The sequence below is a fragment of the Pantoea sp. AS-PWVM4 genome (assembly GCF_000468095.1).
GTDB classification, from domain to species: Bacteria; Pseudomonadota; Gammaproteobacteria; order Enterobacterales; family Enterobacteriaceae; genus Pantoea; species Pantoea phytobeneficialis.
In genome coordinates this window covers 1-19,125 of the sequence record NZ_ASZC01000006.1, presented here as the reverse complement: position 1 = coordinate 19,125, position 19,125 = coordinate 1, and the positions used below count along the sequence as shown (strand labels likewise).

Annotated in this window: 16 protein-coding genes; 8 read left to right on the top strand and 8 right to left on the bottom strand. The window is 54.5% G+C overall.

All coding sequences use genetic code 11. From position 1 onward, the window contains the following. Positions 1-69: 69 nt before the first annotated feature. The 4 genes from asnC to ravA form a co-directional block, all read right to left on the bottom strand. Positions 70-531, bottom strand: coding sequence for a transcriptional regulator AsnC (asnC, locus tag L579_RS07320; RefSeq protein WP_013511092.1), 462 nt, complete (start codon positions 529-531; stop codon positions 70-72). 104 nt (positions 532-635) lie between these two features. After that, on the bottom strand, positions 636-2,780 hold the full coding sequence (gene ovoA / locus L579_RS07315) for a 5-histidylcysteine sulfoxide synthase (protein ID WP_200864660.1): 2,145 nt from the start codon (positions 2,778-2,780) through the stop codon (positions 636-638). A 46-nt stretch (positions 2,781-2,826) separates the two neighbouring features. Beyond that, positions 2,827-4,287, bottom strand: a complete 1,461-nt coding sequence (viaA, locus tag L579_RS07310) for an ATPase RavA stimulator ViaA (protein ID WP_021183622.1) — start codon at positions 4,285-4,287, stop codon at positions 2,827-2,829. After that, entirely contained in the window at positions 4,284-5,780 is a 1,497-nt protein-coding gene (gene ravA, locus L579_RS07305; protein ID WP_036625875.1) for an ATPase RavA, read from the bottom strand. Before ravA ends, viaA begins: the two co-directional genes overlap by 4 nt. Positions 5,781-6,080: 300 nt before the next feature. On the opposite strand from ravA, the gene kup reads away from it, so the two are divergent. Then, positions 6,081-7,949 (top strand): low affinity potassium transporter Kup, encoded by a 1,869-nt coding sequence (gene kup / locus L579_RS07300; protein WP_021183621.1) that lies wholly within the window; start codon positions 6,081-6,083, stop codon positions 7,947-7,949. Positions 7,950-7,965: 16 nt separating this feature from the next. On the opposite strand, the gene qseC is transcribed toward kup, so the two are convergent. Next, on the bottom strand, positions 7,966-9,297 hold the full coding sequence (gene qseC, locus L579_RS07295; RefSeq protein WP_021183620.1) for a quorum sensing histidine kinase QseC: 1,332 nt from the start codon (positions 9,295-9,297) through the stop codon (positions 7,966-7,968). Beyond that, the gene (gene qseB, locus L579_RS07290) at positions 9,294-9,956 is read right to left on the bottom strand and encodes a quorum sensing response regulator transcription factor QseB (RefSeq protein WP_021183619.1); all 663 of its coding nucleotides are present in this window, start codon (positions 9,954-9,956) and stop codon (positions 9,294-9,296) included. The genes qseC and qseB overlap by 4 nt, the downstream gene beginning before the upstream one ends. A 181-nt stretch (positions 9,957-10,137) precedes the next feature. Here qseB and L579_RS07285 point away from each other — a divergent pair, with 181 nt between their 5' ends. Continuing rightward, the gene (locus tag L579_RS07285; RefSeq protein WP_021183618.1) at positions 10,138-10,533 is read left to right on the top strand and encodes a YgiW/YdeI family stress tolerance OB fold protein; all 396 of its coding nucleotides are present in this window, start codon (positions 10,138-10,140) and stop codon (positions 10,531-10,533) included. 30 nt (positions 10,534-10,563) lie between these two features. Here the strand turns inward: L579_RS07285 and L579_RS07280 are convergent, their stop codons facing one another. After that, positions 10,564-11,319 (bottom strand): carbohydrate-binding protein, encoded by a 756-nt coding sequence (locus L579_RS07280; RefSeq protein WP_081692766.1) that lies wholly within the window; start codon positions 11,317-11,319, stop codon positions 10,564-10,566. Between the two features lie 271 nt (positions 11,320-11,590). On the opposite strand from L579_RS07280, the gene rbsD reads away from it, so the two are divergent. The 6 genes from rbsD to rbsR all read left to right on the top strand — a co-directional run bounded on the left by rbsD (position 11,591) and on the right by rbsR (position 17,388). Then, entirely contained in the window at positions 11,591-12,010 is a 420-nt protein-coding gene (gene rbsD / locus L579_RS07275; RefSeq protein ID WP_013511083.1) for a D-ribose pyranase, read from the top strand. Between the two features lie 7 nt (positions 12,011-12,017). Continuing rightward, positions 12,018-13,526: a ribose ABC transporter ATP-binding protein RbsA gene (rbsA, locus tag L579_RS07270; protein ID WP_021183616.1), complete on the top strand. Its 1,509-nt coding sequence runs from the start codon at positions 12,018-12,020 to the stop codon at positions 13,524-13,526. Further along, a complete protein-coding gene (rbsC, locus tag L579_RS07265) occupies positions 13,523-14,494 on the top strand; it encodes a ribose ABC transporter permease (RefSeq protein WP_021183615.1) in 972 nt (323 codons plus the stop codon). Before rbsA ends, rbsC begins: the two co-directional genes overlap by 4 nt. 26 nt (positions 14,495-14,520) lie before the next feature. Next, positions 14,521-15,396 carry a ribose ABC transporter substrate-binding protein RbsB gene (gene rbsB, locus L579_RS07260; RefSeq protein ID WP_021183614.1) on the top strand — a complete coding sequence of 292 codons (876 nt, stop codon included), beginning with the start codon at positions 14,521-14,523 and terminating at the stop codon, positions 15,394-15,396. A 65-nt stretch (positions 15,397-15,461) separates the two neighbouring features. Beyond that, positions 15,462-16,391: a ribokinase gene (rbsK, locus tag L579_RS07255; RefSeq protein WP_021183613.1), complete on the top strand. Its 930-nt coding sequence runs from the start codon at positions 15,462-15,464 to the stop codon at positions 16,389-16,391. Positions 16,392-16,404: 13 nt separating this feature from the next. Next, the gene (gene rbsR / locus L579_RS07250; protein ID WP_021183612.1) at positions 16,405-17,388 is read left to right on the top strand and encodes a ribose operon transcriptional repressor RbsR; all 984 of its coding nucleotides are present in this window, start codon (positions 16,405-16,407) and stop codon (positions 17,386-17,388) included. Here rbsR and mdtD read toward each other — a convergent pair. Then, on the bottom strand, positions 17,385-18,788 hold the full coding sequence (gene mdtD / locus L579_RS07245) for a multidrug transporter subunit MdtD (protein WP_021183611.1): 1,404 nt from the start codon (positions 18,786-18,788) through the stop codon (positions 17,385-17,387). The two genes, rbsR and mdtD, sit on opposite strands and share 4 nt — an antisense overlap. Positions 18,789-19,125 lie beyond the last annotated feature (337 nt).

Genomic DNA, 19,125 nt, shown 5'->3' with positions numbered 1-19,125 from the left:
ATTGGCTGGCAAGCGGCAACCCAGGCGAGATCCGCCTGGGATAAGTTTGTGCACAATAAAAGAAGGTGATCAGGGTTTGATGGTGCGCATGATCGGATTTTGCAGAGAAATCAGGGTCTCGGTGGACTGGATTTCGTCGATGGTCTGGATCTTGTTGATCAGTACCTGTTGCAAGGCATCGATGGAACGACACATTACTTTAATAAAGATGCTGTAGTGGCCGGTGGTGTACCAGGCTTCGACCACTTCATCCAGCGCTTCCAGCTTACTCAGCGCGGCGGGGTAGTCACGGGCGCTTTTCAGGATAATACCAATGAAGCAGCAGACATCGAAGCCAAGCTGGCGTGGATCTATCTCGACCCGCGTACCGAGGATGATCCCTGCCTGGCGCATCTTCTCGACGCGAACGTGGATGGTACCCGGGCTGACATTGAACTGTTTCGCCAGCTCGGCGTAGGCTGTGCGCGCATTCTCCAGCAGCGCATTTAAGATGCCGCGATCGAGATTATCCAGCTGCACATGTTCCGCCATATCCTTCCCTCTTCAATTGGTCTTCAGTGAACTGAGGAGAATGTGCAGCAAAATAACCGAGCAGGCAAGGTGTAGACAGCGGGGCTGCCGCTGTCTGCACGCTTTTAACGCTTACGCCACAGCGTGACCTGCGCCAGCGTATGCTGGAACTTGCGTGACGTTTCACGGATGACGAAAGGCACATCCTGGGGCGCGGCGATCTCGTCGAACGCATCACACAGCAGGCGTTGCAGCGTCTGCCTGGTTGTCAGCGCTTCACCGTTTTCACGCACGCCACCCAACCAGTTCTCCTTCGGTGTAAATTCCTCCAGCCAGGTGTAGGGCGATGACAGCACCAGCACGCCACCTGAGCGGATCATCGGAGTGATATCTTGCAGGAAGCGTTTCGGTTGACGCAGGCGATCAAGCAGATTCGACGCCAGCACCAGATCGTAACGATCCGGCTGTGGCTTGAGATTACAGGCATCGCCCTGCACAAAATGAATGCGTTGTGCCTGCTCATCACCCAGATCGAACTCTTTCAGACGTACCTGGCGATACTCCACCAGCTCACCCTCTTCGGGCACCACATAACGGAAATCCTCGCCGGAGGTCAGCTGCAAGGCCACATCAATAAAGCGCGCCGAGTAATCCATACCAACCACCTGCGCAAAATGGCGCGCCAGTTCAAAGCTGGCACGGCCGGTGGCACAACCGATATCCAGTGCCTGACCACGGTTGGTGCAGTGCGGCAACAGTAGCGATACCAGGTTTTCAGCATAATTTGGTACGCCGAAGTAGCGCGGTCCGTACTGAAAATCGAGATACTGCGACACCATGCTGTCAGTTTCATACGGGTTCAGCGTCATGGTTTCCTGATGTGAAGAAACCACATAGCGGAAACCCGCATGCTGGAAGAAGTGGCGGCGGAAAGCGTAGCGCGATGATTTCAGCGCCTCGTTGCCGGTCGATATCCAACTGCCACCTTTGATCAGGGCATGTTTGCCATCAAAGGTGGGTGTGGAGAAATCGTCATACAGCGGATGGACCTTAAAGCCTTCGAAACCGTTGGTTGGCGTGGTGGTCCACTGCCAGACGTTGCCGACAATATCGAAAAACTCGCCCTGCGCGAAGTGATCCACCGGGCAGGAGGACGCCCAGTATGCCAGGTTGATGTTGCCCGGCGCATCAATCCAGTCTGGCTGATCGCCACTGACGAACTCACGCAGTTGCATCCACTCCGCTTCGCACGGTAGCTGGATCGCTTTGCCGGTCTCTTCTGTCAGCCAGCGACAAAATGCCGCCGCTTCCAGTTGGTTAACCTCAGCGGGCCAGTCCCACGGCATCGCCACTTCTTCGGTCATCAGACGCAGTTTTAGCTGATCGGGTTGCTGAATATCACCGACCCAGAAAGTGGGCATGTCTGCTTCTGCGAATGCACGCCAGCCCCAACCCTCGTCATCCCACCAGCGTCGTTCCTGATAGCCGCCCGCTGCGACAAAGTTGAAATATTCCGCATTGCTGACCAGCATTTTGCTGGCTTTAAACGGTTTGAGTTCGGTCAGTTGACTGCCGTATTCGTTATCCCAGCCATAGGTATCGTCGGTTTTACCCTGCTGCACACGGCCACCGGGCATCGCAATCAAAGCATTAGCGGGAACGTTGAGGCGATCATGTCTGGCCTGTGGACATATCGGCCAGTGCGCCTGTGGCTGCAACCACTCAATCGGCAACTGGCGCATCAATACGCTGGAGGTTTCGAGATGGATACGTTCATGTTCGATACCCATCAGGATCACCCACGCCGGGCTATCCCAGTCGATGGGAAGTTCCAGCGGCATGGTCTGGATAAATTCACTGACCAGGGTTTTGACTTTGCCACGATAATCACGCACTTCCGCCACCGTCGGCCAGGCGTAGTGGCTGTCGTCGAGATCATCCCAGCTCATTTCATCCACACCGATCGCCATCATCGCTTCGATACGATCGTCAACGCGGTGATCAAGATAGCGACCCGCCATCAGCTTATTGATATAGAAAGTGGCGGTGTGGCCAAAATAGAAGATCAGCGGATGGCGCAGCGAAATTGCTTTATTAAACCAGGCGCGTTCATCAGCGAGGCAGTCGAACAGGCTTTCGTACAGCGTCCAGGTTTGCAGAAAGTAATCCAGCAGTTCGGCGCGTTTTTGTTCTGTATTCTGGCCGGAAAGTCGCAGCGTGCGGGTTGGTGTTGGCAAGGCGGTGGTCACGATATGCTCCAGTTTGCTCAGCGAAGTAACTTATCACTATAGCAAATAAGCATTTCCGTCAGATGAATTAGCGTTTCCAGCGGCGCAGCAGGCGGCTTTTCAGTCCGGTATCGAAGCGCCAGATATGATCGAAGATGCGCAGAATCCCCGGTTTGCCATGAACTGACATCGCCACTGCATGGAAACGCTGTTGATGATAGCGCTGGCGTTGTTTAACGGCGTTGACGATCTCCTCCGGCAAGCGTTGGGCGATAAAATCGGAGACGATCACCGCATCGGCTTCCTGCCACAGGCTACCTTCCATGCGTGCCACAACGGCGGCCAGACAGGCGGCCAAATCGGTACCGCCACGAAAGCGCTGACTGAGGAAGCGCACCGCCTGCTCAATACCGTTATCCGCCGTCAGCTCATAACCGATCACCTCATGGGCAAACAGCATGATGTAGCAGCGACGTTTATCCGCTAGCGCCACTTTCAGCAGCGCCAGACAAAAGGCTTTGGCGCAACGTTCATTGAAGCCGCCCATCGAACCGGAGGTATCAACGCAGACGATAAACGGGCCACGCGGCTGTTCTTCATGGTGTTGATGACTGACCGGCCGCAGGGAAACTTTTTCATGCCAGGCGTCGCCTTGCAGGCGATAGGTCAACAGGCGTTTTTCCACCAGGCGGCGATAAAATTCCAGCTCCAGCTCGCTGATACTAAGCGTTGCCAGCTCAGGCGGGAGTAGGCGCAGCACATCATCGCTCTGATGGATACCGCTAACCTCTTCCGGCACGTTATCCGGCTCACGCACCAGTTGGTGAAATTCTTCCAGTGGCGCATCCTGAGACGGCACCGCTTTCGCTTCGCGACTCCGTCCCAGTTGTTGTGCCAGTTTCATCAGTTCGGGCTGCTGAGCGAGAAAATCACCGTACTGCACGATCAATTCATAGTCGCCATGCTGGAGTGGCGCTTTGCTCATATCCCACAAGCGTCCGGCGGCCGCTTCATCGTCATCGGTGAGAATGGGGGCCAGTTGCCCGCTTAGCGCCATGCGTTGTTGCAGTTCGGCCATCAAACGTTCGCGCTGCTGCTCCAGCAATTGCTGATTAAGCGTCAGGGTCTGTAACGTCAGGCTGAGACGCCAACGTTGCAGGAACAAGGTATGTTGCGCGTTGCTGAATTGCTCGCTGTCGGTATGCAACAGCAATTTGCTGGCTTCTTCGATAAACGGTGATGGCAGGTTTTTCAGTTGGCTGATGATGGCGGGTAATTGCTGGTTGAATTCATGCTGGCTAAGCAACTGCGCCTGTTGAAAGAGCTGAAACTCCTGCGCCAGGGCTTCCGGCACCGCCGTGGTTTTCATCTCTTCGACGATTTCGGAGCGCCAGCGCGGCAGATCGCGCATCATGGCCTGCTTAAGGCGTGGGAATTTCTCAAAGAACATCGCCAGCTGTGGCGACGCCAGCAGCGCCAAAATTAACTCTTCGATCAGTTCTGTCTCACCGATCGACAGCAGCGTGCTCAGCGTCTCCAGCGAAATCATTTACGCGCCTGTTTCATCTGTTCCGCCACATCTTGCAGGCTGGTTTCAATGCGCGCCAGCCAGTCATCGCTGATGAACAGGCAGCGCTGATGTTGGCTGAACAGCGTACGCTGGGCGCGCAGTTGATTATCCAGGGCGTCAAATTCATCAACGATTTCCTGCGGCAGCTCGTTGCTGGCGCTGACGCCGGGTAACGTCAGACGCGTTGCCTGAAGGCTGACATCACGTAATGTCAGGCAATGATGTGCGTCCACCAGCAGGTCGAGCGTTTGCGCAAAGCCAATGCCGTTGAGCTTGCCACGCACCTCGCCGCCTTTCACTAGCCATTGATTCAGCGCTTCACGACTGATCAGCACATGGCTGACCTGCATATCATGCAGCATCAACGGTTGTTGCAGCATGAGCGTCAACTGCTCGTCATTTAGCGTGGCAGGCAATTCATAGTGGGGCTTGCGGCTGAACATGCCGCTGTGCTTCTCCAGCGTTAGCGCCTGTGCCACGCTTTGCTGCTGTTGTAGCGCCAGACGGCGCGCTTTGATCTGCTGGAGTTTCATCAGCATCGGTTGTTGTTGCCAGGCGTGTTGCGTCATTAATGCATCGATTTCGCGATCCAGCAGCTTCATCGAGGTGACATCATGCCACAGGCAATCTTTCAGCAGAATCAAATCCAGCGGGGCAATCGCGGCACGGCCACTGTAGAACGCACTGGCCTGCAACAAATGAATGGCTTTTTTCCAGCGACGGTCGGAGATATAAGGCGCATCGGGGAGATTTTCCAGTTGCTGACGCAACTGATAGATCAGCTCAAACACATGGTCCGGCAGGCTCACCTGACTGATGCCTTGCTGCCACTGGTGGTACTCTTCATCGCTGATACACAGCGATTCGGCCACCGGATTGACGCTTTCATCCTGCTGGTGGGTCAGCATGCTGCGGAAGTTCTGCTTTTCGTGCACGTTATCCAGCCACAGCCGAATCAGCATGCGGTCATACAAGGCTTCCAACCCACTGTCGGCTTCCGGCAATTCGTTGGAGGCGGTGACCAGCAGGCGCATTGGAATCTTGTCTTCGCTGTCGCCATTGCGGAAACGCCGTTCGTTGATTGCGGTAAGCAGGGTATTCAGAATCGCCGGGCCGGCTTTCCAGATCTCATCGAGGAAGACGATTTCGGCATCCGGCAGATAGCCTTTGGTCAGACGTTGATAGCGACCTTCATCTTTTAATGCCTGGATAGAAAGGGGGCCAAATACTTCTTCGGGAGTGGAGAAACGCGTCATCAGGTATTCAAACGCGCGGGCATGCTGGAAAGCGTACTTCAGGCGGCGGGCAATCAGGCTTTTGGCAATGCCAGGTGGCCCGAGCAAAAAGACGCTTTCGCCACTCAGCGCGGCCAGCAGGCAGAGGCGAATCGCATGATGCCGTTCATACAACCCTTTTTCCAGGGCGTTGCTCAGGCGAGAAATTCTTTCTGCCAAAAGATGGGGTTGAGCCATAATCACATCATTGTCCTTCTGATCCTGGTGCCATCGCATTCTGGCGAGCGCATTACTCTACTGATTATCATGCGTGAAAGCGTTGATAGCCGTCAGCTTTTTTGTTTCAGAAGGTTGAAGCGAGGCTACCCGCCTGTTCCGGCGCATTTTTGCCGGATTTTGCAGCGAAAAACCGCGTCGCTCGCGCCATGTTGTATGTTTGTAAGGGTAGGTTTTTTTGGGAATATGTGCATACTGTGCGCTTTTTGATGGCCAGAGCGGTCGGCAACCGCCTGATCGACTCCAACAAAAGATAACTCTATGAGCTCGGAAAACAAGCAGTCCCTTGGTGCTGTCACGCTGGCCGCAATCGGCGTGGTCTATGGCGATATTGGTACCAGTCCACTTTATACCTTGCGCGAATGTCTCTCCGGCCAGTTTGGTTTTGGCGTGGAACGTGAAGCGGTCTTTGGCTTCCTTTCCCTTATTTTCTGGCTACTGATCCTGGTGGTGTCGCTGAAATACATCAGCTACGTGATGCGCGCCGATAACGCCGGTGAGGGCGGGATCCTGACGCTGATGTCGCTGGCCGGGCGTAATACCGGTGCCCGAGCCACCGCGATTCTGGTGATCATGGGATTGATTGGCGGTAGCTTCTTCTATGGCGAGGTGGTGATCACCCCGGCGATTTCGGTGATGTCAGCAATTGAAGGTCTGGAGATTGCTGCGCCTTCGCTCGACCCCTGGATTGTCCCTTTGTCGATCACGGTGCTGACGCTGCTGTTTATGATCCAGAAGCACGGCACAGGGATTGTCGGTAAGTTGTTTGCCCCGGTGATGCTGCTGTGGTTTATCGTACTGGCGGTGCTCGGTGCCAACAGCATAATCAAAAACCCGGAAGTGTTGCAGGCGCTCAACCCGTCACATGCGGTGAACTTCTTCCTGCATTATAAAACCATCTCTTTCTTTGCTCTCGGCGCGGTGGTGTTATCAATTACCGGGGTGGAAGCGCTGTATGCCGATATGGGGCACTTCGGCAAGCTGCCGATTCGCCTGGCATGGGTCGCTGTGGTTCTGCCGTCGCTGGTGCTGAACTATTTTGGTCAGGGCGCGTTGCTGCTGGCGCATCCGGAAACCATTAAAAACCCGTTCTTCCTGCTGGCCCCCGATTGGGCACTGATTCCGTTGTTGATCCTCGCCACGCTGGCGACGGTGATTGCCTCGCAAGCGGTGATTTCCGGCGTGTTCTCGTTAACGCGTCAGGCGGTGCGTCTCGGCTATCTGCCGCCGATGCGTATTATTCACACCTCTGAGATGGAGTCCGGCCAAATCTATGTGCCGGTCATCAACTGGCTGCTTTATTTCGCGGTGTTGATTGTTATCGTCAGCTTTGAACACTCCAGCAACCTCGCGGCGGCATACGGTATCGCGGTGACCGGTACTATGGTGCTGACCACCATTCTTTCCTGCACCGTGGCGATCAAAAACTGGCACTGGAATAAAATTGCCGTCAGTTTCATTCTGGTGGCAATGCTGTGTATCGATGTCTCGCTGTTCTCTGCCAACCTGGTGAAAATCTTCTCCGGCGGTTGGTTGCCGCTGTGTCTGGCGCTGGTGATGTTTATCGTCATGACCACCTGGAAAAGCGAGCGTTTCCGTCTGCTGCGCCGTATGCATGAACACGGCAATTCGCTTGAGGCGATGATTGCCTCGCTGGAGAAATCGCCGCCGGTGCGAGTTCCTGGTACCGCAGTGTATATGTCGCGTGCATTGAACGTGATTCCGTTTGCGATGCTGCACAATCTCAAACATAACAAGGTGTTGCATGAACGCGTGGTGCTGCTGACCTTGCGTACCGAAGATGCGCCTTATGTACATAACGTACGACGTGTGACGATTGAACAGCTGTCGCCCACGTTCTGGCGCGTGGTAGCCAGCTACGGCTGGCGTGAAACGCCTAATGTGGAAGAGATTTTCCATCGTTGCGGGCTGGAAGGGCTGAACTGCCGCATGATGGAAACCTCGTTCTTTATGTCACATGAATCGCTGATAATTGGCGACCGTCCGTGGTATCTGCGTCTGCGCGGTAAGTTGTTCCTCGCCCTGCAACGCAATGCGCTGCGCGCACCGGATCAGTTTGAAATCCCCCCTAATCGGGTGATTGAGCTGGGAACCCAGGTCGAGATTTAATTGTTGTGCGCGTCCGTTACCAGCTTAGCGTGACGCGCAACCCCCCTGCTTCTCTCTGACTGAATGCTACGCGGATAGCGTGCAGTTGCGCGATATTCTTCACAATCGACAGCCCCAGACCACTGCCGGTTTGCGTTTGTCCCGGAGGACGCCAGAAACGTTCGCCCAGGCGTGTTAATGCCTCATCACTTACCCCTGGGCCATTATCATCGATAGTCAGGGTTCGAGCGGTCAGGTTCACCGTTACCTGCCCTCCATCAGGGGTATAACGCAGCGCGTTATCCAGCAGATTGCGCAGCATTAACGCCAGCAGGAGCTGATGACCGTTCATCACCGGTTGGAATGTCGTGTGTAACTGCAAATCGATATGTTTCTGTTCAGCCTGGGGAAAATGCTCGGCTAACACGCTTTGCAGCAGCGGGGCCAGGGCGGTTGGCTGGAATTCACTGCGCAGATCATCCGCCTCCACTCTGGAGAGCGTCAGCAGTTGATCCACCAGCCGGGTGGCACGCAGGATCCCGGTATCCAGTTGTTGTAGCGCCCGTTTGCGTACGATCTCATCGTCATCTGCCAGTTGGATCACTTCACTCTGCACCCGCAGCGCCGCCAGCGGGCTGCGCAACTCGTGAGCTGCATCGGAGGTGAAGCGGCGTTCACGCTGCACCAGGTCCGCCATGCGGCTGAACAAACCATTCAATGCCAGTACCAGCGGTTGGACTTCTTTCGGCAGGCGCGCCAGGGGTAACGGTGTGTCATCATCGGCTGCGCGCTGGTGGAGTGAGGCGGTGAGGCGTTTTAACGGGCGCAGTTCAAACCACACCAGCGCCAGCAGCAGTGCCAGCATAAAAGGCAGTGCAATCAGCCACGGCACAATGCTGCTTTGTGCCAAATCGCTGGTCATATCGTCGCGGTAATCCCACTCCTGTCCCACCACCACGCGATAGCGTTGATCGGGTGACGTCAGCCACAGCAGACGCCAACTGTCATCATCACCGCGCAGGTGTCCATTGCGAAAACCATCGCGTCCATCCTCAAACTGCAAATCACGACCCTTTTCGCCATCATTGAGCAGCAACTTGCCATCACCACTAAAAATGGCGAAAGCCAGCGCGTCATCATCCTGTTTACCGCGATGATGGTTCAGTAACGCCTTGTTTTTCGGCAGAGTGACGTTTTGCAGCGTGGCCGGTTCGAGCGCCAGCAGGCGCTTGGCAAACAGCATTTGCTGGGTATCAAACAGTTCATTGACGGTTTCGCGTGTCTGATGCCAGGCGCTCAGGCTGGCGCTGCCCCAGCACAGCATGATCAACAAGATAAAACCGATGGCGAGGCGCAGGAACAGACTCATTCTGCCGCTCCCAACGTATAACCGACGCCATGCACGGTACGGATAAACTGGCTGCCGAGCTTTTTACGCAGATGATGGATATGCACCTCGACAGCATTGCTGGAGACATCGTCATCCCAGCTATAGAGTTTTTCCTCCAGCTGGCTGCGTGTCAGGACCCGGCCGGGATTACGCAGGAACAGTTCCAGCAATGCCAGTTCACGGCTTTTCAGGGGGAGCGGTTCGCCAGCAACCATCACGCTGTGGCTGGCAGGAGACATTACCACCTTGCCATGACGCAGCTCCGGCTGTAACTGACCATGACGTCGACGAATCAGTGCCTCCAGGCGTGCAGCCACTTCGGCCAGGGCAAAAGGTTTGCCAAGATAGTCATCCGCGCCCAGTTGCAAACCCTGAACCCGCTGATCGAGCGCATCGCGTGCCGTGAGGATCAATACCGGTACATCCTGACCTTGCTGACGCCATTGGCGCAGAATATCGAGTCCATCTCGTTCCGGCAGTGACAAATCCAGAATCACTGCATCCCAGGGAGCGGAGTTCAACGCCTGAAATCCAGCTTCGCCTGAAACCAGCCAGTCCACGCTGAAACCGAGTTTGGTCAGGCCGACTTTGAGGCCGTCGCCAATCAAGGTGTCGTCTTCAATCAATAAAATCCGCATATATGCTCCTCCCTTTAGCCTGGAGTTATACGAAGCAGAAGCGTTCATGTACAGGAGAAATCACGACATTTGACCTGATTTTCACGAACTTTAATAAATTGATCGGCCTTAAGATCCTGTTAAGAACCTTATGTTGAAATAGCCCCCGTATTCCGCACATTCATGGAGAAGAGGTGAAAATATGAAAAAGCATGCAGCACTTTTCGCAATCGTTGCACTGGCTTCCATGCCGGTTCTGGCGGCACAGCAGGGTGGATTTGTTGACCCGAATGCACCGGCGGTACAAAGTCACTCCGGTGGCTTTCAGGCTGGTAACACCAGTGTCGTGACGGTTAAGCAGGCTGAGGAGATGAAGGACGATAGCTGGATCACCGTGCGTGGTTATCTGGATAAGCAAATCGGCAAAGAGGATTATCTGTTCCGCGATGATACCGGCACCATGAAGGTCGAAATCGATCACAAACGCTGGGACGGGCAAACCATTTCGCCAAAAGATCGCGTTGAGTTAACCGGTGAGTTGGATAAGGATTTCAACGCCATTGAACTGGACGTGAAACAGGTCAGAAAACTCCCCTGATAATCTGGCGGGGCTGCTCCGGCAGCCCGCTTATAATTCCAGCCAGACGGAATGTTCTCCTGGCGTATTCCCCTGCGTCCAGTACGCCGCTTTCCAGGCTTTTCCCTGCCAGCTGACTTTATCTTTGCGGGAATAAGACATTGATTTGTTCCATTCCCGCAACTGCTCCGGATCTGCAAACTTCCAGCCTGCGCCATTAGCGGGTGTAGATTGTGTCCATTTTGTCGCGATGTACTTAATCCCGGCGAAGGTGACCTTATCTCCCGCCATATAAGTGTTTTCTTCACCCCAGTCGGGAAATTCAGTGGGTTTAGCCAGATTTTCCTCAACGGATGAATACAACGGGGAAATGGCGGTCATGGTGACTTGCCGGGTATCGATGTTGCCATCTTTGTCCGTTACGCTGACTTCATAAACTGCAATGCCGGTATGGTTTGCCGGGACCAGCGCTGTTGCTTTCGCCTGATTAACCTCGGTTCTCCATCCTCCCCCCGGTTTTTCCTGCAACCAGAAGACACCCTTTCCTTCTGCTACTCGCCAACGGAAAGAGACCGCATTCTGACTTGCGGAAGCATCCAGTTCATACAGGACGGATTCTTCTGCTGAACTTGTAACACTAAAATCGGCAGAAGCGATGGCGACAGGGCCTGTCGTGGCGTAATTGGGTGTTATGTCCCCCTCATTGGCATAAGCGGCGGCCACCAGTGAAACGGTAATCAAGCTGGTGAGCGCTTTTAATTTAAAATCCATTAGCTTCGATCCTTCGATTCCTGCGTTGTTATCCATGACAAATACACATTTCGTTACCTCTGAAAAAACTTAACACAAGGATGAGAAGGGAATTTCTTCTGACTGCGTGGGGTATTTCTCTTCTTCATTGTGAAAATTCTTATGCTGTTGTCAGCGGAGGTTGATTTGATCCGCGCCTAACTCAAATATTTTCTGGCACAAGCGAAACGTTTCGATGGCGATCACATTTCCGTGATGCCGCCATTGAGTTGCTATGCATTTTTTATACACTCCGGTCAGCGAAACGTTTCGCTGTGGAGTGGAAGAAATGAAAAAAGGTCGCTTGTTAAACGCTGAAATCTCTCATGTGATTGCCCGTCTGGGACACACGGATACGCTGACGATTGCCGATGCGGGTTTACCCATTCCTGTGGGGCCGCAACGTATTGATCTGGCGCTGACGCCGGGTACGCCCGAGTTTTTACAGGTTGTTGAGGTGGTCACTCAGGAGATGCAGGTTGAGAGCGCCCTGATGGCGGAAGAGATCAAGCAGTTCAACCCGCAGCTCCATAGCGCACTGCTCGCCGTGCTCGATGCCTTGCAACGACACCAGGGAAATACCATCGCTATTCGTTACACCAGTCATGAACAGTTCAAACAACAGACTCAGCGTAGTCAGGCGGTCATTCGCAGCGGAGAGTGTTCTCCGTATGCGAATGTCATCCTGAGCGCGGGCGTTACCTTCTGAGGCCGCTATGCAACCGTTATTGCAACTCAAAGGGATTGAAAAGTCATTTCCCGGTGTGAAAGCGCTGAAAGGGGCTTCACTGGCCGTCTGGCCTGGTCGGGTGATGGCGCTGGTGGGAGAAAATGGTGCCGGTAAATCCACCATGATGAAAGTGCTGACCGGTATTTACAGCATGGATGCCGGATCGCTGCATTGGCTGGGTAAAGAAACCACGTTCTCCGGGCCAAAAGCGTCTCAGGAAGCGGGCATTGGCATCATTCATCAGGAACTTAACCTGATCCCGCAATTGACGGTGGCGGAGAACATCTTCCTTGGCCGCGAATTTGTGAACCGTTTTGGCCGCATCGAGTGGAAAAAGATGTATGCCGAGGCGGATGCGCTGTTAGCGCGTCTGAACCTGCGTTTTAACAGCCATAAGCTGGTGGGTGATTTGTCGATTGGCGACCAGCAGATGGTGGAGATCGCCAAGGTTCTCAGCTTTCAGTCGCGCGTCATCATCATGGATGAGCCGACGGATGCGCTGACCGATACCGAAACCCTGTCATTGTTCCGCGTGATCAATGAGTTGAAAGCGCAGGGTTGCGGCATTGTCTACATTTCCCACCGCATGAAAGAGATCTTTGAGATTTGCGATGACGTCACGGTGTTCCGTGACGGTCAGTTTATTGCCGAACGTCCAGTCAGCGAGCTGAGTGAAGAGAGCCTGATTGAGATGATGGTCGGACGCAAGCTGGAAGAACAATACCCGCATCTTGATCAGGCTCCGGGTGCCGTGCGTTTGCAGGTGGAAAACCTGAGCGGACCGGGAGTGCATGACGTTAGCTTTAACCTGCGTAAAGGCGAAATTCTGGGCGTTTCCGGCCTGATGGGCGCGGGGCGTACCGAACTGATGAAGCTGTTATATGGCGCACTGCCACGTAGCGGCGGAAAAGTCACGCTGGATGGTCGTGATGTGGTGACGCATGAGCCACAGGATGGTCTGGCAAATGGCATCGTCTATATCTCCGAAGACCGCAAACGCGACGGTCTGGTGCTGGGCATGTCGGTAAAAGAAAACATGTCCCTGACCGCGCTGCGCTACTTCAGTCGGGGTAATGGCAGCCTGAAACACGCGGAAGAACAGTTGGCGGTGGGCGATTTTATCCGCTTGTTCAATGTGAAAACCCCGTCAATGGAGCAGCCGATCGGCCTGCTTTCTGGCGGTAATCAGCAAAAAGTGGCGATTGCCCGTGGGCTGATGACGCGACCGAATGTCTTGATCCTTGATGAACCGACGCGCGGTGTGGACGTTGGGGCAAAAAAAGAAATTTATCAGTTAATTAACCAGTTTAAAGCCGATGGGCTGAGCATCATCCTGGTGTCGTCCGAAATGCCGGAAGTTCTGGGCATGAGCGATCGCATTCTGGTGATGCATGAAGGCCATCTGAGTGGCGAATTTACCCGTGAGCAGGCTACCCAGGAATCCCTGATGGCAGCGGCAGTCGGTAAGCAACACAGCGAGGAGTTAGTTGTATGAGTACCCAAACCTTACCCGCCAGCCGTCGCTGGTTCAGCAAAGCCTGGTTGCTGGAGCAAAAATCGCTGATTGCGCTGATTGTGCTGATCGCCGTGGTCGCCAGCCTCAGCCCGAATTTCTTCACCGTCGCCAACTTGTTCAACATCCTGCAACAGACCTCGGTCAACGCCATTATGGCGGTGGGAATGACGCTGGTGATCCTGACCTCTGGCATCGATCTGTCCGTTGGCTCGCTGCTGGCGTTGACCGGCGCGGTGGCCGCCTCGATTGTGGGGCACGAAGTTAATGCGCTGGTGGCGGTAGCGGCTGCGCTGGCATTGGGTGCCTTGATTGGCGGCATCACCGGCACCATTGTGGCACGCGGCAAAGTGCAGGCGTTTATCGCCACCCTGGTGATGATGCTGCTGCTGCGTGGCGTCACTATGGTTTACACCGACGGCAGCCCAATTAATACCGGCTTTAGCGACAACGCCGACCTGTTTGGCTGGTTCGGTATTGGTCGCCCTCTGGGCATCCCGACCCCGGTATGGTTGATGGCGGTGGTGTTCGCGCTGGCCTGGTACATGCTGCATCACACGCGTCTGGGGCGTTATATCTACGCGCTGGGTGGCAATGAAGCGGCCACGCGTTTGTCTGGTATCAACGTTAACCGCGTCAAAATTATCGTCTATTCACTGTGCGGCATGTTGGCGGCGCTGGCGGGCACCATTGAGGTAGCGCGTCTTTCATCAGCGCAGCCGACAGCGGGCACGGGTTATGAACTGGATGCGATAGCCGCTGTGGTGTTGGGCGGTACCAGCCTGGCGGGTGGTAAAGGTCGCATCATGGGGACGCTGATCGGGGCATTGATTCTCGGCTTCCTGAACAACGGCCTCAATCTGTTAGGTGTCTCCTCTTACTATCAAATGATTGTAAAAGCAGTGGTAATTCTGCTGGCAGTGCTGGTGGATAACAAAAGCAGTAAATAACTCTGACCTTCACACAGGATGAATTCATGAAAAAGTTAACCGCATTGGCCGTCATTCTTGGCGCCACTCTGAGTGCCAGCGCGATGGCGAAGGATACTATCGCTCTGGTGGTTTCTACCCTGAACAACCCGTTCTTTGTGGCGCTGAAAGATGGCGCACAGAAAGAAGCCGACAAGCTGGGTTATAACCTGGTGGTGCTGGACTCGCAGAACAACCCGGCGAAAGAGCTGGCGAACGTGCAGGACCTCACCGTGCGTGGCACCAAGCTGATGCTGATTAACCCAACCGACTCTGATGCCGTAGGCAACGCCGTGAAGATGGCGAACCAGGCGAATATTCCGGTGATCACTCTCGATCGCGTAGCGTCACAGGGTAAGGTGGTGAGTCATGTGGCATCTGACAACCGCTTTGGCGGCAAAATGGCGGGTGACTTCATTGCGAAGAAACTGGGTGATGGCGCGAAAATCATCGAGTTGCAGGGTATTGCCGGTACGTCAGCGGCGCGTGAGCGCGGTGATGGCTTCAAACAGGCTGCCGATGCACATAAATTCAATATCCTCGCCAGCCAGCCAGCGGATTTTGACCGTACCAAAGGTCTGAACGTGATGCAGAACCTGTTGCAGGCGCATCCGGATGTGCAGGCCGTATTCGCACAGAACGATGAAATGGCGCTGGGTGCACTGCGCGCACTGCAAACCGCCGGTAAAACCGATGTGGTGGTGGTGGGCTTTGACGGCACCGCTGACGGTGTAAAAGCGGTAGAAGCCGGTAAACTGACAGCGACCGTTGCGCAGATGCCTGACAAGATTGGTATCATCGGCGTAGAGACTGCGGATAAAGTATTGAAAGGTGAAAAAGTGCAGGCGATCAACCCGGTCGATCTGAAACTGGTTACCAAATAACACGCGAAGAAAAGCAGGGCAACGCGCCACCATTGAGGTGGCGCAACTTTGATGGATCACTCCCTATGAGCAAAAGCGCAAAACTGGCCGTACTTGGCAGCATCAATGCCGATCACATCCTTAACCTCGCCCACTTTCCACGTCCGGGCGAAACGGTGATCGGGAAACAGTATCAGATTGCCTTTGGCGGCAAAGGGGCTAATCAGGCGGTAGCAGCCGGGCGCGCAGGTGCCGATATCGCCTTTATTGCCTGTGTGGGCGCTGATGATATTGGCGAGCGTATTCGCCAGCAGCTGCAACAGGACCGAATTGATATCGCGCCGGTGGAAACCGTAGCGGATGAAGCCACTGGTGTGGCGATGATCTTCGTGAATGGCGAAGGTGAAAACAATATCGGCATCTATTCCGGTGCCAATGCGGCGTTAACGCCTGCCTGCGTTGATCGCCATCAACAGGTGATCGCGGATGCAGATGCGTTGTTGATGCAACTGGAATCGCCGCTGGAAAGCGTGCTGGCGGCGGCGAAAATCGCCAAAGCGCAGCAGACGCAGGTGATTCTTAATCCGGCTCCTGCCACGCATCTTTCCGATGAATTGCTGTCGCTGATTGATGTCATCACGCCGAACGAAACCGAAGCGGAAATTCTTACCGGCATCGCAGTGAAAAGCGATGAAGATGCGGCGCGTGCAGCGGCGGCATTGCACAGCAAAGGTATTCAGACGGTGTTGATTACGCTGGGCCGTCGCGGTGTCTGGTTGAGCGAGAAAGGCGAGGGTGTGCGCATTCCTGGCTTTAGTGTACAGGCTGTCGACACCATCGCGGCTGGCGATACCTTCAATGGCGCGTTTATTACCGCCCGTCTGGAAGGTGTCTTGATGCATGATGCGGTACGTTTCGCGCATGCGGCGGCGGCTATTGCCGTTACGCGCCCAGGCGCTCAGCCCTCGGTGCCGTGGCGTACCGAGATTGATGCCTTCCTGCAACAACAGGGCTAAGCGTTTGGCTACCATGAAAGATGTCGCCCGTCTCGCGGGCGTCTCCACCTCCACCGTTTCACACGTCATTAATAACAATCGCTTTGTTAGCGAGCAGGTGCGTGAAAAGGTGGAGCAGGCCATCCGTTCCCTGAATTACGCCCCATCTGCCCTCGCACGTAGCCTGAAAATCAATCAGACACGCACCATTGGTATGCTCCTGACGGCCAGCAATAACCCCTTCTATTCCGAAGTGGTGCGCGGCGTTGAGAACAGTTGTTATGAGCGTGGCTACAGTTTGATTCTGTGTAACACCGAAGGTGATGAGGAGCGCATGAATCGCAGCCTGGAAACGCTGTTGCAAAAGCGCGTTGATGGCCTGCTGATCATGTGTACGGAAACCCACCTGCCCTCGGCGGATATTCTGAATCGCTATCCGTCGATTCCGATGGTGATGATGGATTGGGCACCGTTTGAAGGGCGTGGCGACATTATTCAGGATAACGCGCTGCTGGGCGGAGAGATGGCCACCCAGCATCTGATCGATCGTGGCTATCGTCGTATTGCCTGCATTGCCGGGCCGCTGGATAAAACCCCGGCGCGACTGCGTCTGGATGGCTTCCAGAAAGCAATGTCCAACAGTGGATTGCCGGTGCTGCCGGGCTACGTCGTTGATGGTGACTTTGAGTTTCAGGGTGGTTTTAACGCCATGAATCAGTTGCTGTCGCTGAATCCTCTGCCGGAAGCGGTCTTTACCAGCAATGATGCGATGGCTGTGGGTGTCTACCATGCGCTGTTTCAGGCTGGTCTGCGCGTACCGCAGGATATTGCGGTGATGGGATACGACAACATTGAATTGGCGCGTTATCTCACGCCGCCGTTAAGCACCGTCCATCAGCCAAAGGATGAGTTGGGAGAGCTGGCGATAGATACCCTGATTCATCGCATGAGCGATCCCGACGCCAGTCAGCAAACGCTGGTTCTGACGCCGGAGCTGGTGGAGCGCGGTTCGGTTTAAGCGCTTTTCTTCTTTTTATCGCGGTTAGTGATCAAATGGCGGCCATCGCCATTGCGCAGCAACATAAAGGTAAACGCGGCCAGTACCGTGATCACCCCCATCGTCAGGAAGGTGGCGTGGAAATGTTGCACCGTGGTGCCGTCAAATTCCTGATAAAAGCGCAACACGGCGGCACTCACCGCCACCCCAAAGCTGATGGACAGTTGTTGCGTTACCGCCAGCACGCTATTGCCACCGCTGGCGTTCTCATCATTCAGATCCGCCAGGGTGATGGTGTTCATCGCCGTGAACTGTGTCGACATTGCCATTCCCAGCACAAACAACGCCAGCAGCAGCAATAACACACTTCCTCCTGGCGTTTGCAGCGAGAAGGAGGCAATCAGGATGCCGATAATGACCGAAATACCGACCAGCGTGTGGCGATAACCAAAGCGTCGCAAGACCTGGGTAACAGTGGATTTCGCCAGTAACGAACCGATGGCGGTCGGCCCCATCATGCAACCGGCGATAATCGCGGGATAACCAAAGCCAACCTGCAACATCAACGGCATCAGAAAGGGAATACAACCAGTTCCAAGACGTGAGGCGATATTGCCAATGATGCCGATGGAAAAGGTGCGGGTTTTAAACATCGGCAAACTGATCAACGGTGCCGGATGGCGGCGCGCATGTACTATATAAAGAAGCAACAACAATACACCGGTAAACAGAACGACGGTTGCCTGCCAGGGCGACACAATACGTTCGCCGAACAGTTCGATACCAATCGAGATCAACACTAAACCTACGCCAAATAACACAAAGCCGCCAAAGTCGAAGCGGCGTTTGGGTGTCGTGAAATCCGGCATGTACTTGCGCGCATAAAAGATACCAAGCAGGCCGATGGGAATGTTAATCAGGAAAATCCAGTGCCAGCTGGCATAGGTGACCAGCAAGCCGCCGAGCATGGGGCCGAGTATCGGCCCAACCAGACCGGGCATGGTGACAAAGTTGAGAACCGGCAGTAATTCACTGCGTGGATAGGCTCGCAGCAACGCCAGTCGCGCAACGGGCATCATCATGGCTCCGCCAATCCCCTGTACCACGCGCGAGATTACCAGCAGGCTCAGGCTGCCAGACAAGGCGCAGGCCAGTGAACCGAGGGTAAATAGGGTTACTGCAAGGATAAAGATTTTGCGTGTACCGAAGCGATCGGCCAGCCAGCCGCTGACAGGAATTAGCATCGCTACGGTCAGTGTGTAGCTGATAACGGCGGATTGCATGGCAAGGGGAGAGCGTTGGAGGCTGGTCGCAATGGCAGGGAGCGCGGTGTTGAGGATAGTGGCATCAAGCGATTGCATGAAAAATGCCATAGCGGCGATCCAGGGCAAACCGGCCATACTGCGCGCGGAGCGAATCATTTAAAGTCCTTCTTTAATAAAATTCTGTCTGCAGCAGGGGAAAAACTGCGATTGGACCAACAGGATAGCACTTACATTTGAGACCATTACGATGATTTGTGCCGAGAGGGCGGCGCTTTTGGCTGTTTCTTCATCGCAAAATGCTTGTTTTTAAATCTTTCGTATAAAAAAGTAGCGCTCGGTCAATTTTTTGCAATAAACGCTTGTCAGTCAGAATTATCTCCCTATAATGCGCCTCCACTGACACGGCAAAGCGGCAACGCAGACGGTCAGCGAGGGACGAAGTGATTCATCCCGCCAGAGAAAAATCTCGAAAAAGAGATTGACTCTGAAGGAG